This is a genomic window from Amycolatopsis heterodermiae, assembly GCF_034929455.1.
Lineage (GTDB): Bacteria > Actinomycetota > Actinomycetes > Mycobacteriales > Pseudonocardiaceae > Amycolatopsis > Amycolatopsis heterodermiae.
Window position 1 is genome coordinate 1,030,546 of record NZ_JAYFSI010000001.1, and the last position, 15,529, is coordinate 1,046,074.

General features: G+C 70.5%; 16 protein-coding genes and 2 pseudogenes. 12 read left to right on the top strand and 6 right to left on the bottom strand.

Annotation, left to right across the window (positions count from 1 at the left end):
- The first annotated feature begins 8 nt into the window (after positions 1–8).
- A complete protein-coding gene (locus tag VA596_RS05015; protein WP_323324077.1) occupies positions 9–410 on the top strand; it encodes a PaaI family thioesterase in 402 nt (133 codons plus the stop codon).
- Between the two features lie 73 nt (positions 411–483).
- Complete coding sequence (locus tag VA596_RS05020; protein WP_323324079.1) at positions 484–1,746, top strand: peptidase C39 family protein; 1,263 nt, start codon at positions 484–486, stop codon at positions 1,744–1,746.
- Positions 1,747–1,802: 56 nt separating this feature from the next.
- Here VA596_RS05020 and VA596_RS05025 read toward each other — a convergent pair whose 3' ends face one another.
- Complete coding sequence (locus VA596_RS05025) at positions 1,803–1,943, bottom strand: carboxymuconolactone decarboxylase family protein (RefSeq protein WP_323324081.1); 141 nt, start codon at positions 1,941–1,943, stop codon at positions 1,803–1,805.
- Between the two features lie 55 nt (positions 1,944–1,998).
- A pseudogene (locus VA596_RS05030) lies at positions 1,999–2,166 on the bottom strand (carboxymuconolactone decarboxylase family protein); the annotation flags it as partial.
- Here VA596_RS05030 and VA596_RS05035 point away from each other — a divergent pair.
- A complete protein-coding gene (locus VA596_RS05035) occupies positions 2,157–3,020 on the top strand; it encodes a sigma-70 family RNA polymerase sigma factor (protein ID WP_323324083.1) in 864 nt (287 codons plus the stop codon). The pseudogene VA596_RS05030 and the gene VA596_RS05035 sit on opposite strands and share 10 nt — an antisense overlap.
- A 117-nt stretch (positions 3,021–3,137) precedes the next feature.
- Here the strand turns inward: VA596_RS05035 and fdxA are convergent.
- Positions 3,138–3,458 (bottom strand): annotated as a pseudogene (fdxA, locus tag VA596_RS05040) (ferredoxin); the annotation flags it as partial.
- A 60-nt stretch (positions 3,459–3,518) separates the two neighbouring features.
- Here fdxA and VA596_RS05045 point away from each other — a divergent pair.
- The 3 genes from VA596_RS05045 (at position 3,519) to VA596_RS05055 (ending at position 5,832) form a co-directional block, all read left to right on the top strand.
- Positions 3,519–3,998 carry an HAD domain-containing protein gene (locus tag VA596_RS05045; protein ID WP_323324087.1) on the top strand — a complete coding sequence of 160 codons (480 nt, stop codon included), beginning with the start codon at positions 3,519–3,521 and terminating at the stop codon, positions 3,996–3,998.
- Between the two features lie 116 nt (positions 3,999–4,114).
- Complete coding sequence (locus tag VA596_RS05050) at positions 4,115–5,212, top strand: S-(hydroxymethyl)mycothiol dehydrogenase (RefSeq protein ID WP_323324089.1); 1,098 nt, start codon at positions 4,115–4,117, stop codon at positions 5,210–5,212.
- Positions 5,213–5,277: 65 nt separating this feature from the next.
- Positions 5,278–5,832, top strand: coding sequence for a gamma-glutamylcyclotransferase family protein (locus VA596_RS05055; protein WP_323324091.1), 555 nt, complete (start codon positions 5,278–5,280; stop codon positions 5,830–5,832).
- Here the strand turns inward: VA596_RS05055 and VA596_RS05060 are convergent.
- Positions 5,810–7,429: an FAD-binding oxidoreductase gene (locus VA596_RS05060; RefSeq protein ID WP_323324093.1), complete on the bottom strand. Its 1,620-nt coding sequence runs from the start codon at positions 7,427–7,429 to the stop codon at positions 5,810–5,812. The two genes, VA596_RS05055 and VA596_RS05060, sit on opposite strands and share 23 nt — an antisense overlap.
- 97 nt (positions 7,430–7,526) lie before the next feature.
- On the opposite strand from VA596_RS05060, the gene VA596_RS05065 reads away from it, so the two are divergent.
- The 6 genes from VA596_RS05065 (at position 7,527) to VA596_RS05090 (ending at position 12,753) form a co-directional block, all read left to right on the top strand.
- A complete protein-coding gene (locus tag VA596_RS05065) occupies positions 7,527–8,090 on the top strand; it encodes a TetR/AcrR family transcriptional regulator (RefSeq protein WP_323325655.1) in 564 nt (187 codons plus the stop codon).
- Positions 8,087–9,628 (top strand): glycerol-3-phosphate dehydrogenase/oxidase, encoded by a 1,542-nt coding sequence (locus VA596_RS05070; RefSeq protein WP_323324095.1) that lies wholly within the window; start codon positions 8,087–8,089, stop codon positions 9,626–9,628. The genes VA596_RS05065 and VA596_RS05070 overlap by 4 nt, the downstream gene beginning before the upstream one ends.
- Before the next feature lie 210 nt (positions 9,629–9,838).
- On the top strand, positions 9,839–10,108 hold the full coding sequence (locus VA596_RS05075) for a helix-turn-helix transcriptional regulator (protein ID WP_323324097.1): 270 nt from the start codon (positions 9,839–9,841) through the stop codon (positions 10,106–10,108).
- Entirely contained in the window at positions 10,105–10,659 is a 555-nt protein-coding gene (locus VA596_RS05080) for a hypothetical protein (protein ID WP_323324099.1), read from the top strand. Before VA596_RS05075 ends, VA596_RS05080 begins: the two co-directional genes overlap by 4 nt.
- The gene (locus tag VA596_RS05085; RefSeq protein ID WP_323324101.1) at positions 10,652–11,566 is read left to right on the top strand and encodes an ABC transporter ATP-binding protein; all 915 of its coding nucleotides are present in this window, start codon (positions 10,652–10,654) and stop codon (positions 11,564–11,566) included. Before VA596_RS05080 ends, VA596_RS05085 begins: the two co-directional genes overlap by 8 nt.
- Entirely contained in the window at positions 11,563–12,753 is a 1,191-nt protein-coding gene (locus VA596_RS05090) for an ABC transporter permease (protein ID WP_323324103.1), read from the top strand. The genes VA596_RS05085 and VA596_RS05090 overlap by 4 nt, the downstream gene beginning before the upstream one ends.
- Here VA596_RS05090 and VA596_RS05095 read toward each other — a convergent pair whose 3' ends face one another.
- Positions 12,754–14,100 carry a cryptochrome/photolyase family protein gene (locus VA596_RS05095; RefSeq protein ID WP_323324105.1) on the bottom strand — a complete coding sequence of 449 codons (1,347 nt, stop codon included), beginning with the start codon at positions 14,098–14,100 and terminating at the stop codon, positions 12,754–12,756.
- A 63-nt stretch (positions 14,101–14,163) separates the two neighbouring features.
- Positions 14,164–15,480, bottom strand: a complete 1,317-nt coding sequence (locus tag VA596_RS05100; RefSeq protein ID WP_323324106.1) for a citrate synthase — start codon at positions 15,478–15,480, stop codon at positions 14,164–14,166.
- Positions 15,481–15,529 lie beyond the last annotated feature (49 nt).

Sequence of the window (15,529 nt, forward strand, 5' to 3'; positions counted from 1 at the left end):
TGCGGGGCATGACCGATCCCGAGGGCACGCAGCTCTTCCACCGCTCCATGCCGTTCTCCGAACGCCTCGGCGTCGAGGTCCGGGAACACGGGCCCGCGCTCGTGCGCAGCCGGCTGAAGTGGGACGAGAGCCTCTGCACGCTCGGCGGCGTGCTGCACGGGGGCGCGCTCATGGCGCTGGCCGACTCGACCGGCGCCGTGTGCGCGTTCCTCAACCTGCCCGAGGGCGGCCAGGGCACGACGACCGTCGAGTCGAAGACGAACTTCCTGCGCGCGGTGCGTTCGGGCTACGCGACTGCGTCGTCCAGACCACTGCACGCGGGCCGCAAGTTCGTCGTGGTGGAGACCGAGGTCCACGACGACGACGGCAAGTTGGTCGCGAAAGTGACACAGACGCAGGCCGTGCTCTAGGTACCTGTTTACATACCCGGCCCGACCGGCGAAAATCCCTGCCTACTGGGTGGGTCGAGCGGTGGGAGCCGGGATGCGGGTGCGCAGTTTGTTCTCCATATTGTCCGTGGTGATGCTGACGGCGGTGACCGCGCAGGTCGCCGAGGCCGCGCCCGGCCGGCCGGGCGACGACGAGTCGATCGACTACCACGAGTGGGCCGGCGGCCGCCTGCACGAGGGCAGCTTCGCCGGGCTCGCGCTGACCCGCGACGGCCTGCGCATCACGCGCCCGATCGGCACGGTCGAGCACACCGAGCCCGAGCTCGGCACGACGAAGACGTACGAATACGGCCAGTGGACGTCGCCGTCGTACCGCCAGGGCTTCGGCGCGACGCAACTCGTCTCGTCGTGGAACGCGCTGACGCCGTCGAAGACCTGGCTGCAGGTCGAGGCGCAGGGCAGAACGTCGGCGGGCGCGGAGACGGCCTGGTACGTGATGGGCCGCTGGGCCAGCGGCGACGCCGACATCCTGCGCACCAGCGTCGACGGCCAGGACGACGCGAACGCCCTCGTCGACGTCGACACGCTGGTCACGAAGGCGGGCGTCACGCTCAAGTCGTACAAGCTGCGGATCAGCCTCTACCGGGAGAAGGGCACGCACGCGACGCCGTCGGTGACGTCGCTGGGCGCGATGACCTCGGCCGTGCCGGACCGCTTCGACGTCCAGACGACGAAGCCGGGCCGCGCGACCGGGATCGAGCTGAAGGTGCCCGCGTACGCCCAGAACCTCCACAAGGGACAGTTCCCGCAGTACGGCGGGGGCGGCGAAGCCTGGTGCAGCCCGACGTCGACGGAGATGGTGGCCGAGTACTGGGGCAAGAAGCCGTCGGCGGCCGAGATGGCGTGGATCCCGTCGGACTACGTCGACCCGTCGGTCGCGTTCGCGGCGCGCTACACCTACGACCACGCCTACGACGGCACCGGCAACTGGCCGTTCAACACGGCCTATGCGGCGTCGCGCGGCCTGCGCGGGCACATCACGCGGCTGCACTCGCTGAACGAGCTGGAGACCTACATCGCCCGCGGCATCCCGGTGATCACGTCGCAGTCGTTCCTGGCCGACGAGCTGGACGGCGCGGGGTACGGCACGGCGGGCCACATCATGGTGGTGGTCGGCTTCACGAAGGACGGCGACGTGATCGTCAACGACCCGGCGTCCAGCAGCAACGACCGGGTGCGCAACGTCTACAAGCGGGACCAGTTCGAGAAGATCTGGCAGCGCACGAAGCGCTACCGCGCGGACGGCACGGTCGCGAGCGGCCCCGGCGGGATCGTCTACATCGTCACCCCGGCTTGAGCCGTGAAGGCCACCTTGAGGGACGCTGAGTCCCTCAAGGTGGCCTTCACGGACCTTCACCAGGCCTGGCCGGCCTGCTGCCGCGTGGTGCGGTTGATCCGGTTGAAGAAGTTGGTCAGCGCGATGTTCAGGGTGATCGCCGACAGCTGCTTCTCGTCGAAGCAGGCGGCGGCCGCGTCCCAGATCTCGTCGGTCACGCCCGGCGACGACGTTGTGCAGCCGCTCGTCGGTCTCGCCCTGCTTCTTCGCGGATTGGACGCCGGCGAACACGCACGGGCTGCAGCCGTTGACCTGACTGGCCCGCAGGTGGACCAGCTCGATCAGCAGCGGATCGACACCGCCGGCGTGCACCGCCTTGAACAGCTGCTGGATCGCGCCGACCACTTCGGGACTGCTCGAACTCTTCAGTCGTGCTTCCATCGGTCCTCCCTCGGTTACCTGCGCCCCTCCGGGCTCGGCTGCGCGCGGTCGCCCACCGGGTGCTGGGCTCGCACGCCGACGCCGAGGACGTCGTCCAGGAGGCCTGGCTGCGGCTTTCGCGCCAGGACGCGGCGGCGATCCACAACCTCGACGGCTGGCTGACGACGGTCGTCGGCCGGATCAGCCTGGACGTCCTGCGCTCGCGCAAGTCGCGTCCCGAATCGCCCTACGACGAGGTCGTCGTAGCGGTCGGCTCCGCGCCTGAGGAGGACGTGGCGCTGGCGGACTCGGTCGGGCTCGCGCTGCTGGTCGTCCTGGAGTCGCTCGGGCCGGGCGAGCGCGTGGCGTTCGTGCTGCACGACCTGTTCGCCGTGCCGTTCGACGAAATCGGCCACATCCTCGGCAAGACCCCGGGCGCGGCGAAGATGCTCGCCAGCCGAGCCCGCCGCAAGGTCCGGGAGGCGTCCCGCCCGTCGACGGCCGGCCCCGAGCAGCGCAAGGTGGTCCAGGCATTCCTGACGGCAGCCCGCGACGGCGACTTCGAGGGGCTCCTGCGCGTGCTCGACCCGGAAGTCCAGCTGACGGTCGACACGCCCGGCGGAGTGGTCGTGGTCCTCGGCGCGACGAGCGTCGCGGCGGGCGCCCGCTTCGGCGCGGCTTCGGGCGGACGCACGGTGCTGGTGGGCGGCCTGCCGGGCGTCGTGGCGTGGCGCGAGGACGGCAGCCCGCTGTCGGTGGTGGCGTTCACGGTGGTGGGCGGCTTGGTCGCGGCCATCGCGGCGGTGGCCGACCCGGCCCGGCTGGCGTCGATGGAGCTGCCGGAGCCACCCGAGACTGTCGGTGCTGCCGGGTAGCGTGGAACCCGGGGCCGGAGGCCCAAGCCGGCTTCAGCTCGGGTCGCGCGGACCGCCGTCGCAGGAGCAGCCGCCGCCATGGGGCTTCTTGCGCGGCAGCGGCCGATCGGGCGGGCTCTGCGGCGGCAGCGCCGCGACCATCACCGTGTCGGCGTCCAGCGGGCCGACCGCGGCCGCACCGCACGGCGACCCCAGCGGCGCGTCGCGCCCGGGGAGGATCTCGGTGAAGAACCGGCCGTTGTCGGGAGCGGACGAGAGATCTTCCACGTAGGAGATCGCTTGCACCGGGCAGACCACCTCGCAGGCGCCGCACTCGAAGCACTCGTCCGGATGGATGTAGAGGCTCCGGGCGCCCTCGTAGATGGAGTCCGTCGGACATTCGTCCACGCACGCGCGGTCCTTGACATCAACACAGGGAAGCCCGATCACGAACGCCATGCGAGGAACCTAGCCACATCCGCCCGGAGCGGATAGAGCCCGTGCCAGACTTTCGGAGCCATGCCACGCCCCCTGTTGTTCCTCGACGTCGACGGTCCGCTGATCCCGTTCGGGCGGACTTCCGGGGAGTACAAGACGTTCACGGACGCCGACCTCGGCCATCCGCTGCTGCCCCGGATCGACCCGGGGCTCGGCCCGCGGCTGCTCGCCCTCGGGTGCGACCTCGTCTGGGCCACCACCTGGATGGAAGACGCCAACGACTGCGTGGCCCCGCTGGCCGGCCTGCCGCCGCTCACGGTGCTCGACTTCCCCGTTGAGGACGCCACCGCTCCCGGCCTGCACTGGAAGACCCGGCCGATCGTCGAGCGGGCCGCCGGACTCCCCTTCGTCTGGATCGACGACGAAACCACCGACCTGGACCGCTCCTGGGTCGCCGAACACCACCCCGGCCCCGCCCTGCTCCACACCGTCTCGGCGAGCGCCGGGCTCACGACCGCTGACTTCGACGCCATCGCCGTCTGGCTGGCCACAGTTGCGTGAAGCGCAACCAGTTGCGCAGGAATCACCGAACCTCACTCATGCGGATGTCGCCATCTCAGCGTCATCCGTGGCAAGCTGCGGACGAACCAGCAGTGCAGCCGGGAAGGTGGATTCGCATGCCGTACGAGGTCCAGGGGGTCGTTTCGCGGGCGAAGGGCGAGCCGGTCTCGCTGGAGACGGTCCTGGTGCCCGATCCCGGCCCCGGCGAGGCCGTCGTCAACGTGCAGGCCTGCGGGGTCTGCCACACCGACCTGCACTACCGCGAGGGCGGGATCAACGACGACTTCCCGTTCCTGCTCGGCCACGAGGCCGCGGGGGTCGTCGAAGCCGTCGGGGACGGCGTCACCGACCTCGAGCCCGGCGACTACGTCATCCTCAACTGGCGCGCCGTCTGCGGCACCTGCCGGGCCTGCAAGCGCGGCAAGCCGTGGTACTGCTTCTCGACGTTCAACGCCACCCTGCCGATGACGCTCGCCGACGGCACCAAGCTGTCGGCCGCGCTCGGCGTCGGCGCGTTCCTCGAGAAGACGCTCGTCCACAGCGGACAGTGCACGAAGGTCAGCCGTGACGCCGAACCCGCCGTCGCCGGGCTGCTCGGCTGCGGCGTGATGGCCGGGCTGGGCGCGGCGATCAACACCGGCGCCGTCACCCGCGGCGACTCGGTCGCGGTCATCGGCTGCGGCGGCGTCGGCGACGCGGCCATCGCGGGCGCGAAGCTGGCCGGCGCCACCACGATCGTCGCGATCGACATGGACGACCGGAAGCTCGCGTGGGCCAAGGACTTCGGCGCGACGCACACCGTCAACAGCAAGGGCCTGTCCGAAGAAGCTGTGGTCGAGGCCATGCAGGACGCCACCAACAGCTTCGGCCCGGACGTCGTGATCGACGCCGTCGGCCGGCCGGAGACCTGGCGCCAGGCGTTCTACGGCCGCGACCTCGCCGGCACGGTCGTGCTGGTCGGCGTGCCGACGCCGGAAATGCGTCTCAACGACCTGCCGCTGATCGACTTCTTCTCGCGCGGCGGCTCGCTGAAGTCGTCCTGGTACGGCGATTGCCTGCCCAGCCGGGACTTCCCGATGCTGGTGGACCTCTACCTGCAGGGACGGCTGCCGCTCGACAAGTTCGTCACCGAGCGGATCGGCGTCGACGGCGTCGAGCAGGCCTTCGAGCGCATGCACCACGGTGACGTCCTGCGCAGCGTGGTGACGTTCTGACCCTGTTCACCGACGACGAGTACCCGGCCGAGCCCTACCCGGGCACCCGGCCGGGCTACTCGTTCGTGCACGTCGACGGCGTCGGGCACCCGCTCGACACCGCTCCCGAAGGCTGGCGCGACCGGATGGCCGTGCTGGCCTACGGTTCGAACGCGAACCCGTCGAAGATCACCTGGCTGCGCGGCCGGCTCGGGCTCGACGGCCCGGTCGTGGTGACGCACGTGCGCTGCGGCGGGCTCGCCGCGGTGTGGGCGGCCGGCTTCCGCGTGGTCGACGACCAGCGCCCCGCCACCCTCACCGCGATGGACGGGGTCGAGGAGCACGCCGTCTGGTTCGTGACCCCGGACCAGCTGGCGGTGCTCGACCGCTGCGAAGGCCGGGGAACGCGCTACCACCTGGCCCGGCTGACCGACCCCGACATCACACTCGAGGACGGCACCCGGCTGACCGAGGTGCACACCTACGTCGGCGCCGCGCCGATCCGCTACCCGCTGCTCGTGGACGGCAAGCCGGTGCGCACCACGGACGTCCCCCAGGCCGACGCGGCGGCGCTCGAAGGCGTCGCCGCCGACGGCCACGGGGTGCCGTGCGAAGTGCTCAGACCAGCTTCCCCGGGTTGAGGATCCCGGTCGGGTCGACGGCCGACTTCGCCGCGCGCAGCACCTCGACTCCGAGCTTGCCGATCTCCGCGCTCAGGTAGGGCGCGTGGTCGACGCCGACGGCGTGGTGGTGCGAAATCGTGCCCAGGCCGCTGATCGCCTCGCTGGCCGCGGCCTTCGCCCGCTGCCACTGGCCGACCGGGTCGGCCTCGTCGCGCGCGGTCAGCACCGTGAAATAGAGCGACGCGCCCGTTTCGTACGCGTGCGAGATGTGGCACATGACGATCGCGCGGCCCAGTGACGCCGTGAGCGCGGCGCGGACATCGTCGCGCAGTTCGTCCACTGTGGACCAGTAGGTCGCCGTCTCCAGCGTCTCGACGCACACGCCGCGGTCCATCAGCATGTCGCGCTGGCGCGGGCCGCCGAACCGGCCGTGCCGCCAGGATTCGCCGAGCGCCTTGCCGACGCGCACTGCGCCCAGCGCCTTCAGCCGGCGCGTCGTCTCGCGGCGGCGCACCGCGACGTCGTGCGCGGTGCCCTCCCAGCCGACGATGAGGAAACACGGCCGCCGCACGCCGCGCGCGGCCAGGTACTTCCGCAGCGCCGTCGTCTTGAGGCCGGCGTTCAGCGCGAGCGACACCTCGGTTTCGTCCACATCGGACAGCCGGGTGACGTCGGCGAGCACGTGGTTCTGGGCCAGGTCGCGCACGGCCGCCGCGCCGGCTTCCCAGCCGGACAGGGCGTAACCCTCGTACCGCTTGACCGGCGGCGCCGGCCGGACGCGCAGCGAAACCTCCGTGATGACCCCGAGCGCGCCTTCGCTGCCGACGGCGAGCTGACGCAGGTCCGGCCCGGCCGCGGACGCCGGGGCGACCCCGAGCTTCCACTCGCCGCGCGGGGTGGCCAGCCGCACACCGGTGACCATGTCCTCGAACCGGCCGTAGCCGGACGACGCCTGCCCGGCCGAGCGCGTCGCCGCGAAGCCGCCGATCGTGGCGCGCTCGAACGACTGCGGGATGTGCCCGAGCGTCAGGCCGCGCTCGCCGAGGAGCCGCTCGGCTTCGGGACCGCGGACGCCGGCCTGCAGCACGGCGATGCGCGATTCGGTGTCGACCGACACCAGCGCGTCGAGCCGGACCAGGTCGAGCGCGATCACCGACGTCTTCTCCCCGCTGAGCGCGGCGACCCCGCCGACCACCGAAGTGCCGCCGCCGAACGGGACAACTCCGACATCGTGCTTGACGCAGGCGTCGAGCACGGCCTGGACCTCGTCCGGGTCCGCGGGCAGCACCACCGCGTCGGGCACCGGGAACCCGGCATCGGCCGAGCGGCGGCGCAGCAGGTCCAGGTACGACAGGCCGGTGGCCCGCGCGAGCCGCGCCGCGTCGTCGACCAGCACGTTCGCCGATTCGACGACCTCGGACAGCGCTTCCACTGCAGACTCGGCCAGATTCGACGACGGTATTTTCACCGTCAATTCGGCCGATGGTGCAGCGCTGGGAGCCATCTGGCCTATACGCTGTTCAAGCCACTTGGCCGCTCGCGCGGGAAGCTGGGCGGCGTCGGCGGCTTCCGCGGTCCAAGACCGTCGGAGACGGTGGTCAATCAGCTCGTTCACGACTACAGTGTGACATATGGACGTTAAACGTCACACCATGCAGAGCGCGGGATCGTCCGCGCTCGCGGACACCCGCAACCGCCAGACGGCGACGCGCGTGGCCGATGACGTGCTGCTCGACGCCGCTCGCACCTGCGTACTGGCCGTCGGTGTGCGCCGCACCACACTCGCCGAGATCGCCCGCACCGCGCGCGTCAGCCGGATGACGGTCTACCGCCGGTTCCCGGACGTGCGCAGCGTGCTCGCCGCGTTGATGACGCGGGAGTTCAGCGGTCTGCTGCGCATCGCGAGCGAACGCGGTGCGGACGCGGCGAACAGCCGTGAGCGGCTGGTGCTCATCGCCTCGGCCGGGATCCGCGCGCTGTCGACCGATCCGCTGTTCCGCACGCTGCTCGACGTCGACCCCGAGCTGGTGCTGCCGTACATCGTGGAGCGGCTCGGCGCGACCCAGAAGTTCGCCGAGCAAGCGCTTCACCAGCTGCTGGCGGCCGGCCACCACGACGGTTCGATCCGGCGCGCGCCGGTGGCGGCCCAGTCCCGGGCGGTGCTGCTGCTGGTCCAGTCCTTCGCGTTCTCGCTGCGGCCGGCGACGGTGGACGTCGACGAAGCGGTGCTGATGGCGGAGTTCACCCACGTGCTCGACGCGGCCTTGAAGCCATGACGTCGGGTTCGCTCAACGCGCGGCGCCGCGAACGCGAGCTCGCGGAACTCGCGTCGGGCGAACGCGTCGACGTCATCGTGGTCGGCGGCGGCGTCACCGGCACCGGGATCGCGCTCGACGCGGCGTCCCGTGGGTTGTCGGTGGCGCTCGTCGAGGCACGTGACCTCGCCTTCGGGACGTCACGCTGGTCGTCGAAGCTCGTCCACGGCGGGCTGCGGTACCTGGCGCACGGCGAGCTGGGCCTGGCGCACGAAAGCGCGGTCGAGCGCGGCGTCCTGATGACGCGCACGGCACCGCACCTCACGCGGGCGATGCCGCAGCTGTTCCCGTTGTACCCCAGCACGTCCCGGGCGCAGCAGGCGCTGGTCGCGGCGGGCTTGCGAGCGGGCGATGGCCTCCGCCGGGCGGCGCGCACGCCGTCGTCGGTACTGCCGCGGCCGCGCACGATCCCGGCGGCGGAGGCACTGGCGCTGGCACCGGGGTTGTCACCGCACGGGCTGCGCGGCGCGCTGCTGGCCTACGACGGCGCCCTGGTGGACGACGCCCGCCTGGTCATCAGCCTGGCGCGCACGGCGGCGGCGTTCGGCGCCCGGATCCTGACCCGCCTGTCGGCGGTTTCCGTGAAGGCCGACCGGGTCCGCGTCCGCGACGGCGTTTCGGGCGACGAACTGGACCTGTTCGCCCGGCAGGTCGTCAACGCGACCGGCGTCTGGGCCGGAACGCTGACCGGCTCGGTGAAGCTGCGGCCGTCCCGCGGCTCGCACCTGGTCCTCGCCCCGGGCACGGTGCCGATGGGCACGACATCGGTCAACATCGGCGTGCCCGGCGAGACCAACCGGTTCGTCTTCCTGCTCCCCCAGCCGGACGGCCGTGTCTACTTGGGACTGACCGACGAGCCGGTCTCAGGCTCCTTGCCCGACGTACCAACGGTTCCCGAGTCCGATGTGGACTTCCTGCTGTCGCTGGCCTCGTCGGTTCTGTCGCGCCCGCTGACCCGCTCGGACATCGCCGGTTCGTACGCCGGGTTGCGTCCACTGATCGAGGGCACTGGCGGCCGCTCAGCGGACCTGTCCCGCAAGCACGCGGTCCTGGCAGGCTCCGACGGACTCCTGACGGTGGTCGGCGGCAAGCTCACGACGTACCGCCGCATGGCCGAAGACGCGGTCGACGCGGCGGTGCGCCTGGCCGGGCTGCCGTCGACACCCTGCCGCACGTCCCGGCTCCCGCTGCTGGGCGCGGCGCGCCGCGAGGATCTGTCCCTTGTGGACGCACCGGCCCGCTTGGTGGCCAAGTACGGCACGGAGGCCCCCCGGGTGGCGGCACTGGGCGAGCTGGACACCGAGTTCGCGGCCCCGGTGTCGCCGGGCACGGAAATCACGGCGGCGGAGATCGTCTGGGCGGTCCGCAACGAGGGCGCACTGGACGTCGAGGACGTTCTGGAGCGCCGAACCCGGCTGGCCCTGATCCCTTCCGACGCGGCCGCAGCGACCCCGCGAGTAGCCGAGCTGGTCGACAAGGCTTTGGCCGGCCTGACCTAATCAGTCCACCGGCCCGCCCGCCCCAAAAAAGCGCCCCCCGCCCTCTCCGGGGGACCGGCCCCGCTTCCAGCGTACCGGCACCCCCGGACAAAACCCGCGAAAAGCCGCGCTCGGGACCAAGCTGTCCACATCACCGAAGGCCTGTGGACAACCAAGGCTTGATGTTCTCTTAGGTTGACGAGTCGTTGGGTTTTTGCAACAGTACGTTCCATGAGTCCGGTCAGACGCGGCAAAGAGCTGCCGATCCACAATCGGCTGGCCGTGTTGCGAGCCGAGCGTGGGATGAGCAGGGCCGCGCTCGCCAACGCCGTCGAAGTGAACCCGCAGACCATCGGGGCGCTCGAGCGCGGCGACCACTATCCGAGCCTGGACCTGGCGTTCCGGATCTGTTCGGTGTTCGACCTGCCGGTCGAAGCGGTGTTCAGCCGCGAACCGTTCATGCCGTTGTCCACCCAGGTCTACCGCGAGGGGGGAGCATGACGATGACCGAGCAGCAGGGCCGGCTCGCGGCCTACTGGGAACGTCAGCTCGACAGGATGGACGAACGCGAACTGCGGCACGCCCAGCGGTTGCCCGGCTGGCGCGACCGGCGGCACCGGCGCGCGCTGGCGGTCGTCCTGGCCGCCGCCGATCTCGTGCTCGTCGGCAGCGCGGCCGTCTTCACCATGGTTTCGCCGTGGCTGTACTTCGGCCTGTGGATGGGCTCCCTGCTGGTCGGCGGGGCCGCCTTCACCCTGCTGAAGATCCTGACCGGCCGGATGAGCGGGAGCTTCTCGCGGCTGCTGGACGAGCGCGAACGCGAGTGGCGTCACCGCGTCACCTACGTCGGTTACCTGGTGCTCGTCGCGCTGATGCTGGTCGCGATGTTCTACACCCTGGTCGTCGCCGGGCAGGCCGAGGGCGCGTTCCGCGGCGTGATGATGATGTCCGCGCTGCTGGTCACCGGCACCACCGTCCCGCCGATCGTGCTGGGCTGGGCGCTGCCGGACGACGATCCCGAGGATTTCGACGAGGGGGACACACATGGGTGAGGGGAACCTGGAGATCGACGGGATCTCCAAGCGCTACGGCGCGAAAGTCGCACTGGACGGCGTCACGTTCGACGTCCGCGGCGGCGAGCTGTTCGGCTTCGTCGGCAGCAACGGCGCGGGCAAGACCACCACGATGCGGATCGCGCTGGGGGTGCTGGCCGCCGACGGCGGGGAGGTCCGGTTCAACGGCGAAAAGATCACGCACGAGACCCGCACGCACATCGGCTACATGCCGGAGGAACGCGGGCTGTACCCGAAGATGAAGGTGCTGGAGCAGCTCGTCTACCTCGCCGAGCTGCACGGCCTCACCGCGAACGAGGCGCACCGCAACGCCGAAACCTGGATCACCCGGCTCGGCCTGGCCGAGCGCCGCCGGGACGAGGTGCAGAAACTCAGCCTCGGCAACCAGCAGCGCGTCCAGCTGGCCGCGGCGCTGGTGCACGACCCGGCCGTACTGGTGCTCGACGAGCCGTTCTCCGGCCTCGACCCGCTGGCCGTCGACGTGATGAGCGCGGTACTGCGCGAGAAGGCCGCGGCCGGCGTGCCGGTCGTGTTCTCCAGCCACCAGCTCGACCTCGTCGAACGGCTCTGCGACCGGGTCGGGATCATCCGCAACGGCCGGATGGTCGCCGTCGGCACCGTCGGCGAACTGACCGCCGAAGGCGGCAGCAAGCTCGTGGTGACGGCGCCGGGCGCGCGTCCCGGCTGGACCGCGGGCCTGCCCGGCGTGCGCGTGCTGGAGGAGCACGAAACGACCACCGTGCTCGGTCTCGAACCGAGCGCCGACGACCAGGCCGTGCTCGCCGCGGCGCTGTCGACCGGGCCGGTGACCGAGTTCAGCCACCGTCGCCGGACGCTGACGGAGCTGTTCCGCGACGCCGTGACCGAGAAGGGGGAGCCGCGATGAGGACGCTGAGCGGGCGGCGGGCCGTCTGGCTCGTGATGAAGCGCGAGCTGAACACCCGGCTGCGGACGCGCTCGTTCGTGATCGGCACCGTCGTGATGCTGGTGCTGCTGCTGGGTTACGTCGGTTTCCAGACGGCTTTGGCGGGCTCGGCCGACAAGCGCACGGTCGGGCTGACCGGGCAGGCGACCGGGATCGCCCAGCAGCTGCAGACCAAGGCGGCGCAGTCGGGCCAGCAGATCTCGACCGTCACGGTCACCGACCCGGCCGAGGGCCGGAAGAAGGTCGAGGACGGCGATCTCGACGCGCTCGTCTCGGGCAGCGCGGCGAAGCTGACCGCGACCTACAAGTCCTCTTTGGACAGCAGCCTGCGCACGGTGCTCGACCAGGTCGCGCAGCAGCAGGTGCTCGACGGCATCCTCTCGGCCGCACAGCTCGAACCCGACGACGTGATGGCCCAGGTCAACGGCACCCACGTGCAGGACGACGCGCTGTCGCCGGAGCCGGCCGACCACACCGAACGGCTCATCCTCGGCGTGATCGTCGCTTTCCTGCTCTACATCAGCATCATCACCTACGGGATGATGGTCGCCCAGGGCGTCGTCGAGGAGAAGTCGAGCCGGGTCGTGGAGATCCTGCTCGCCAGCGTGCGGCCGTGGCAGCTGTTGCTGGGCAAGGTGATCGGGCTCGGCCTGGTCGGCCTGACGCAGCTCGTCATCCTCACCGCGGCCGGGCTGATCGCGGCGACGGCGACCGGGGTGCTCTCCCTGACCGGCTTCGCGACCGGCGCGTTGCTGTGGGGCCTTCTCTGGTACCTGCTCGGATTCCTGTTGTACGCCATGATCTACGGCGCGCTCGGCTCGCTCGTGTCGCGGCAGGAGGACACGCAGTCCGTGGTCGGGCCGATCAACGTCGTGCTGATCATCGGGTTCGTGTCCGGGTTCAACCTGCTGCTGCAGGACCCGGACGGCACGGCGACCAAGGTCGTCTCGCTGATCCCGCTGCTGTCGCCGATCCTGATGCCGGCCCGCATCGCGACCGGCGCCGCGACCGGCTGGGAGATCGGGCTGTCGCTCGGCCTGACCGCCGCTTTGGTCGCGCTGCTCACCTGGCTGGGCGGCAAGATCTACGGCAACAGCGTGCTGCGCATCGGCAGCCGCATCAAGCTGTCGGAGGCCCTGCGCGGCTGATCACGACGTGATCTGGCCGTACCGCTCCAAGGACACCTGGCGCTCGTGGGCGTGGTCGACCATCGGCTCCGGGTACTCCTTGGGGCGCTCCTTCAGCTTGTGGACCGCCTTTCCCGGCACAGAACGCAGTTCGGGGACGTACTTGCGGACGTAGTCGCCGTTGGGGTCGAACTTCTCCCCCTGCGTCGTGGGGTTGAAGATCCGGAAGTACGGCGCCGCGTCGGTGCCGCTGCCCGCGACCCACTGCCAGTTCAGCTGGTTCGACGCGAGGTCGCCGTCGACGAGGTGGTTCATGAAGTGCCGCGCGCCCAGCCACCACGGCAGGTGCAGGTCCTTCACCAGGAAGCTCGCGACGACCATCCGGACGCGGTTGTGCATCCAGCCCTCGGCGAGCAGCTGCCGCATCCCGGCGTCGACGATCGGGTAGCCGGTCTTCCCGGCGCACCACCGCTCGAACGCCTCGGTGTCGCTGTCGTGCTTCATCTTGTCGAACCGGCGGTCGTAGTTCTTCCGCGCGGTTTCCGGGCGGTGCCACAGGACGTCGGCGTGGAACTCGCGCCAGCACAGCTCGCCCCGCATCGACTTCGCGCCGACACCGTCGTTTCCGGCGAGGTCCGCGAGCAGCGTCCGCGGGTGGACGCACCCCCAGCGCAGGTACGGCGAAATCCGCGTGGTGCCTTCACGATCCGGCCGGTCGCGATCGGTGTCGTACGTCTCGAGGGCCTCGTCGAGGAACGTGTGCCAGGTGTCGAGCGCGGCCTGCTCCCCCGGTTCGGGCAGCGTCGCGGAAACCTTCGGCGCCTTGGGGATCTTGAGCGTGCGAGGCGGTTCCACCCAGTCCACAAGGGACGGACCGGTGTCGGCGGGGCCACGCCAGCCGTGCGCGGTCCACGCCCGGAAGAACGGCGTGAAGACGCGGTACGGGTCGCCGTCCGGCTTGGTGACGCGCCCGGGCATGATCGCGTACGGCGAGCCCGTCTCGACCCAGTCGATGTTGTTGTCCGCCAACGCCTTCGCGACCTCGGCGTCGCGCCGCCGGCCGTACGGGCCGGTGTCGGCGCTGACGTGCACCGCGGACGCGCCGATCTTCTTCGCGGCCTTCACGACCTCGGCCGCCGGCTCGCCGCGCACGAGCATCAACCGGCCGCCGAGCTGCTCGTCGAGCTTCTCCAGGCAGCCGTAGAGGAACGCCGTGCGCGCGTCACCGGACGGCTTGAGCAGCGCCTCGTCGAGGACGTACAGCGCGAGGACGTGCTTGCTGTGCTTCGACGCTTCGAGCAGCGCGGCGTGGTCGCCGAGGCGCAGGTCGCGGCGGAACCACAGGACGACGGGTGCTTCTTTGGTCACGCGGCCCAACGATAAACGCCCCGCCGTGCCAGTGCACGACGGGGCGTTTGCCAGGGTGAGCGATCAGCGCTCCGACATCGGGGTGTAGTCCCGCGAAGCGTGGCCGGTGTAGATCTGCCGCGGGCGGCCGATCTTGGTGGCCGGGTCGTTGATCATCTCGCGCCAGTGCGCGATCCAGCCCGGCAGGCGGCCGAGCGCGAACAGCACCGTGAAGAACTTCGTCGGGAAGCCCAGCGCCCGGTAGATCAGGCCGGTGTAGAAGTCCACGTTCGGGTACAGCTTGCGCTCGATGAAGTAATCGTCCGAAAGCGCGGTCTCTTCGAGCTTCTTGGCGATGTCGAGCAGCTGGTCGCCGCCCTTCAGCTTGCCGAGGATCTCGTCGGCGGTGTTCTTGATGATCTTCGCGCGCGGGTCGTAGTTCTTGTAGACCCGGTGCCCGAAGCCCATCAGCTTCACGCCCTTTTCCTTGTTCTTCACCCGCTCGACGAACTTGGCGACGTCGCCGCCGTCGTTCTTGATGCCCTCGAGCATGTCGAGCACCGCGGCGTTCGCACCGCCGTGCAGCGGGCCGAACAGCGCGTTGATGCCGGCCGAAATCGACGCGAACAGGTTCGCCTCGGACGAGCCGACCAGGCGCACGGTCGAGGTCGAGCAGTTCTGCTCGTGGTCGGCGTGCAGGATGAACAGCAGGTCGAGCGCCTTCGCGACGGCCGGGTCGACCTCGTACGGCTCGGCCGGGAAGCCGAACGTCATGCGCAGGAAGTTCTCGACCAGGCCGAGCGAGTTGTCCGGGTACAGCAGCGGCTGGCCCACGGACTTCTTGTACGCGTAGGCGGCCAGGGTCGGCAGCTTGGCGAGAAGCCTTATGGTGGACAGCTCCACGTTCGGCTCGTCGAACGGGTCGAGCGAGTCCTGGTAGAACGTCGACAGCGCCGAGACCGCGCTGGACAGCACGGGCATCGGGTGCGCGTCACGCGGGAAGCCGCTGAAGAAGGCCTTGAGGTCCTCGTGCAGCAGCGTGTGGCGCTGGATCTTCTGGGTGAAGTCGGCCAGCTGGGCCTCGGTCGGCAGCTCGCCGTAGATCAGCAGGTAGGAGACCTCGACGAAGGTCGACTTCTCGGCCAGCTGCTCGATGGGGTACCCGCGGTAGCGGAGGATGCCCGCGTCGCCGTCGATGTAGGCGATGGCCGACGACGCGGCGCCGGTGTTGACGAAACCGGGGTCGTAGGTGATGTACCCCGTCTGCGCCAGCAGCTTCCCCAGTTCGATCCCGGGCGCGCCCTCGACCGGGTGGACGATCTTGAATTCGTGTTCGCCACTCGGAAGGCTCAGCTTCGCGGTTTCGCCGCCGGACTGCCCCGCAGTCGTCGCGTCGGACATGCAAGTCCCTCTCACGTTGGGCACGGGACGGCGGCGCCTGTAGGTTCCA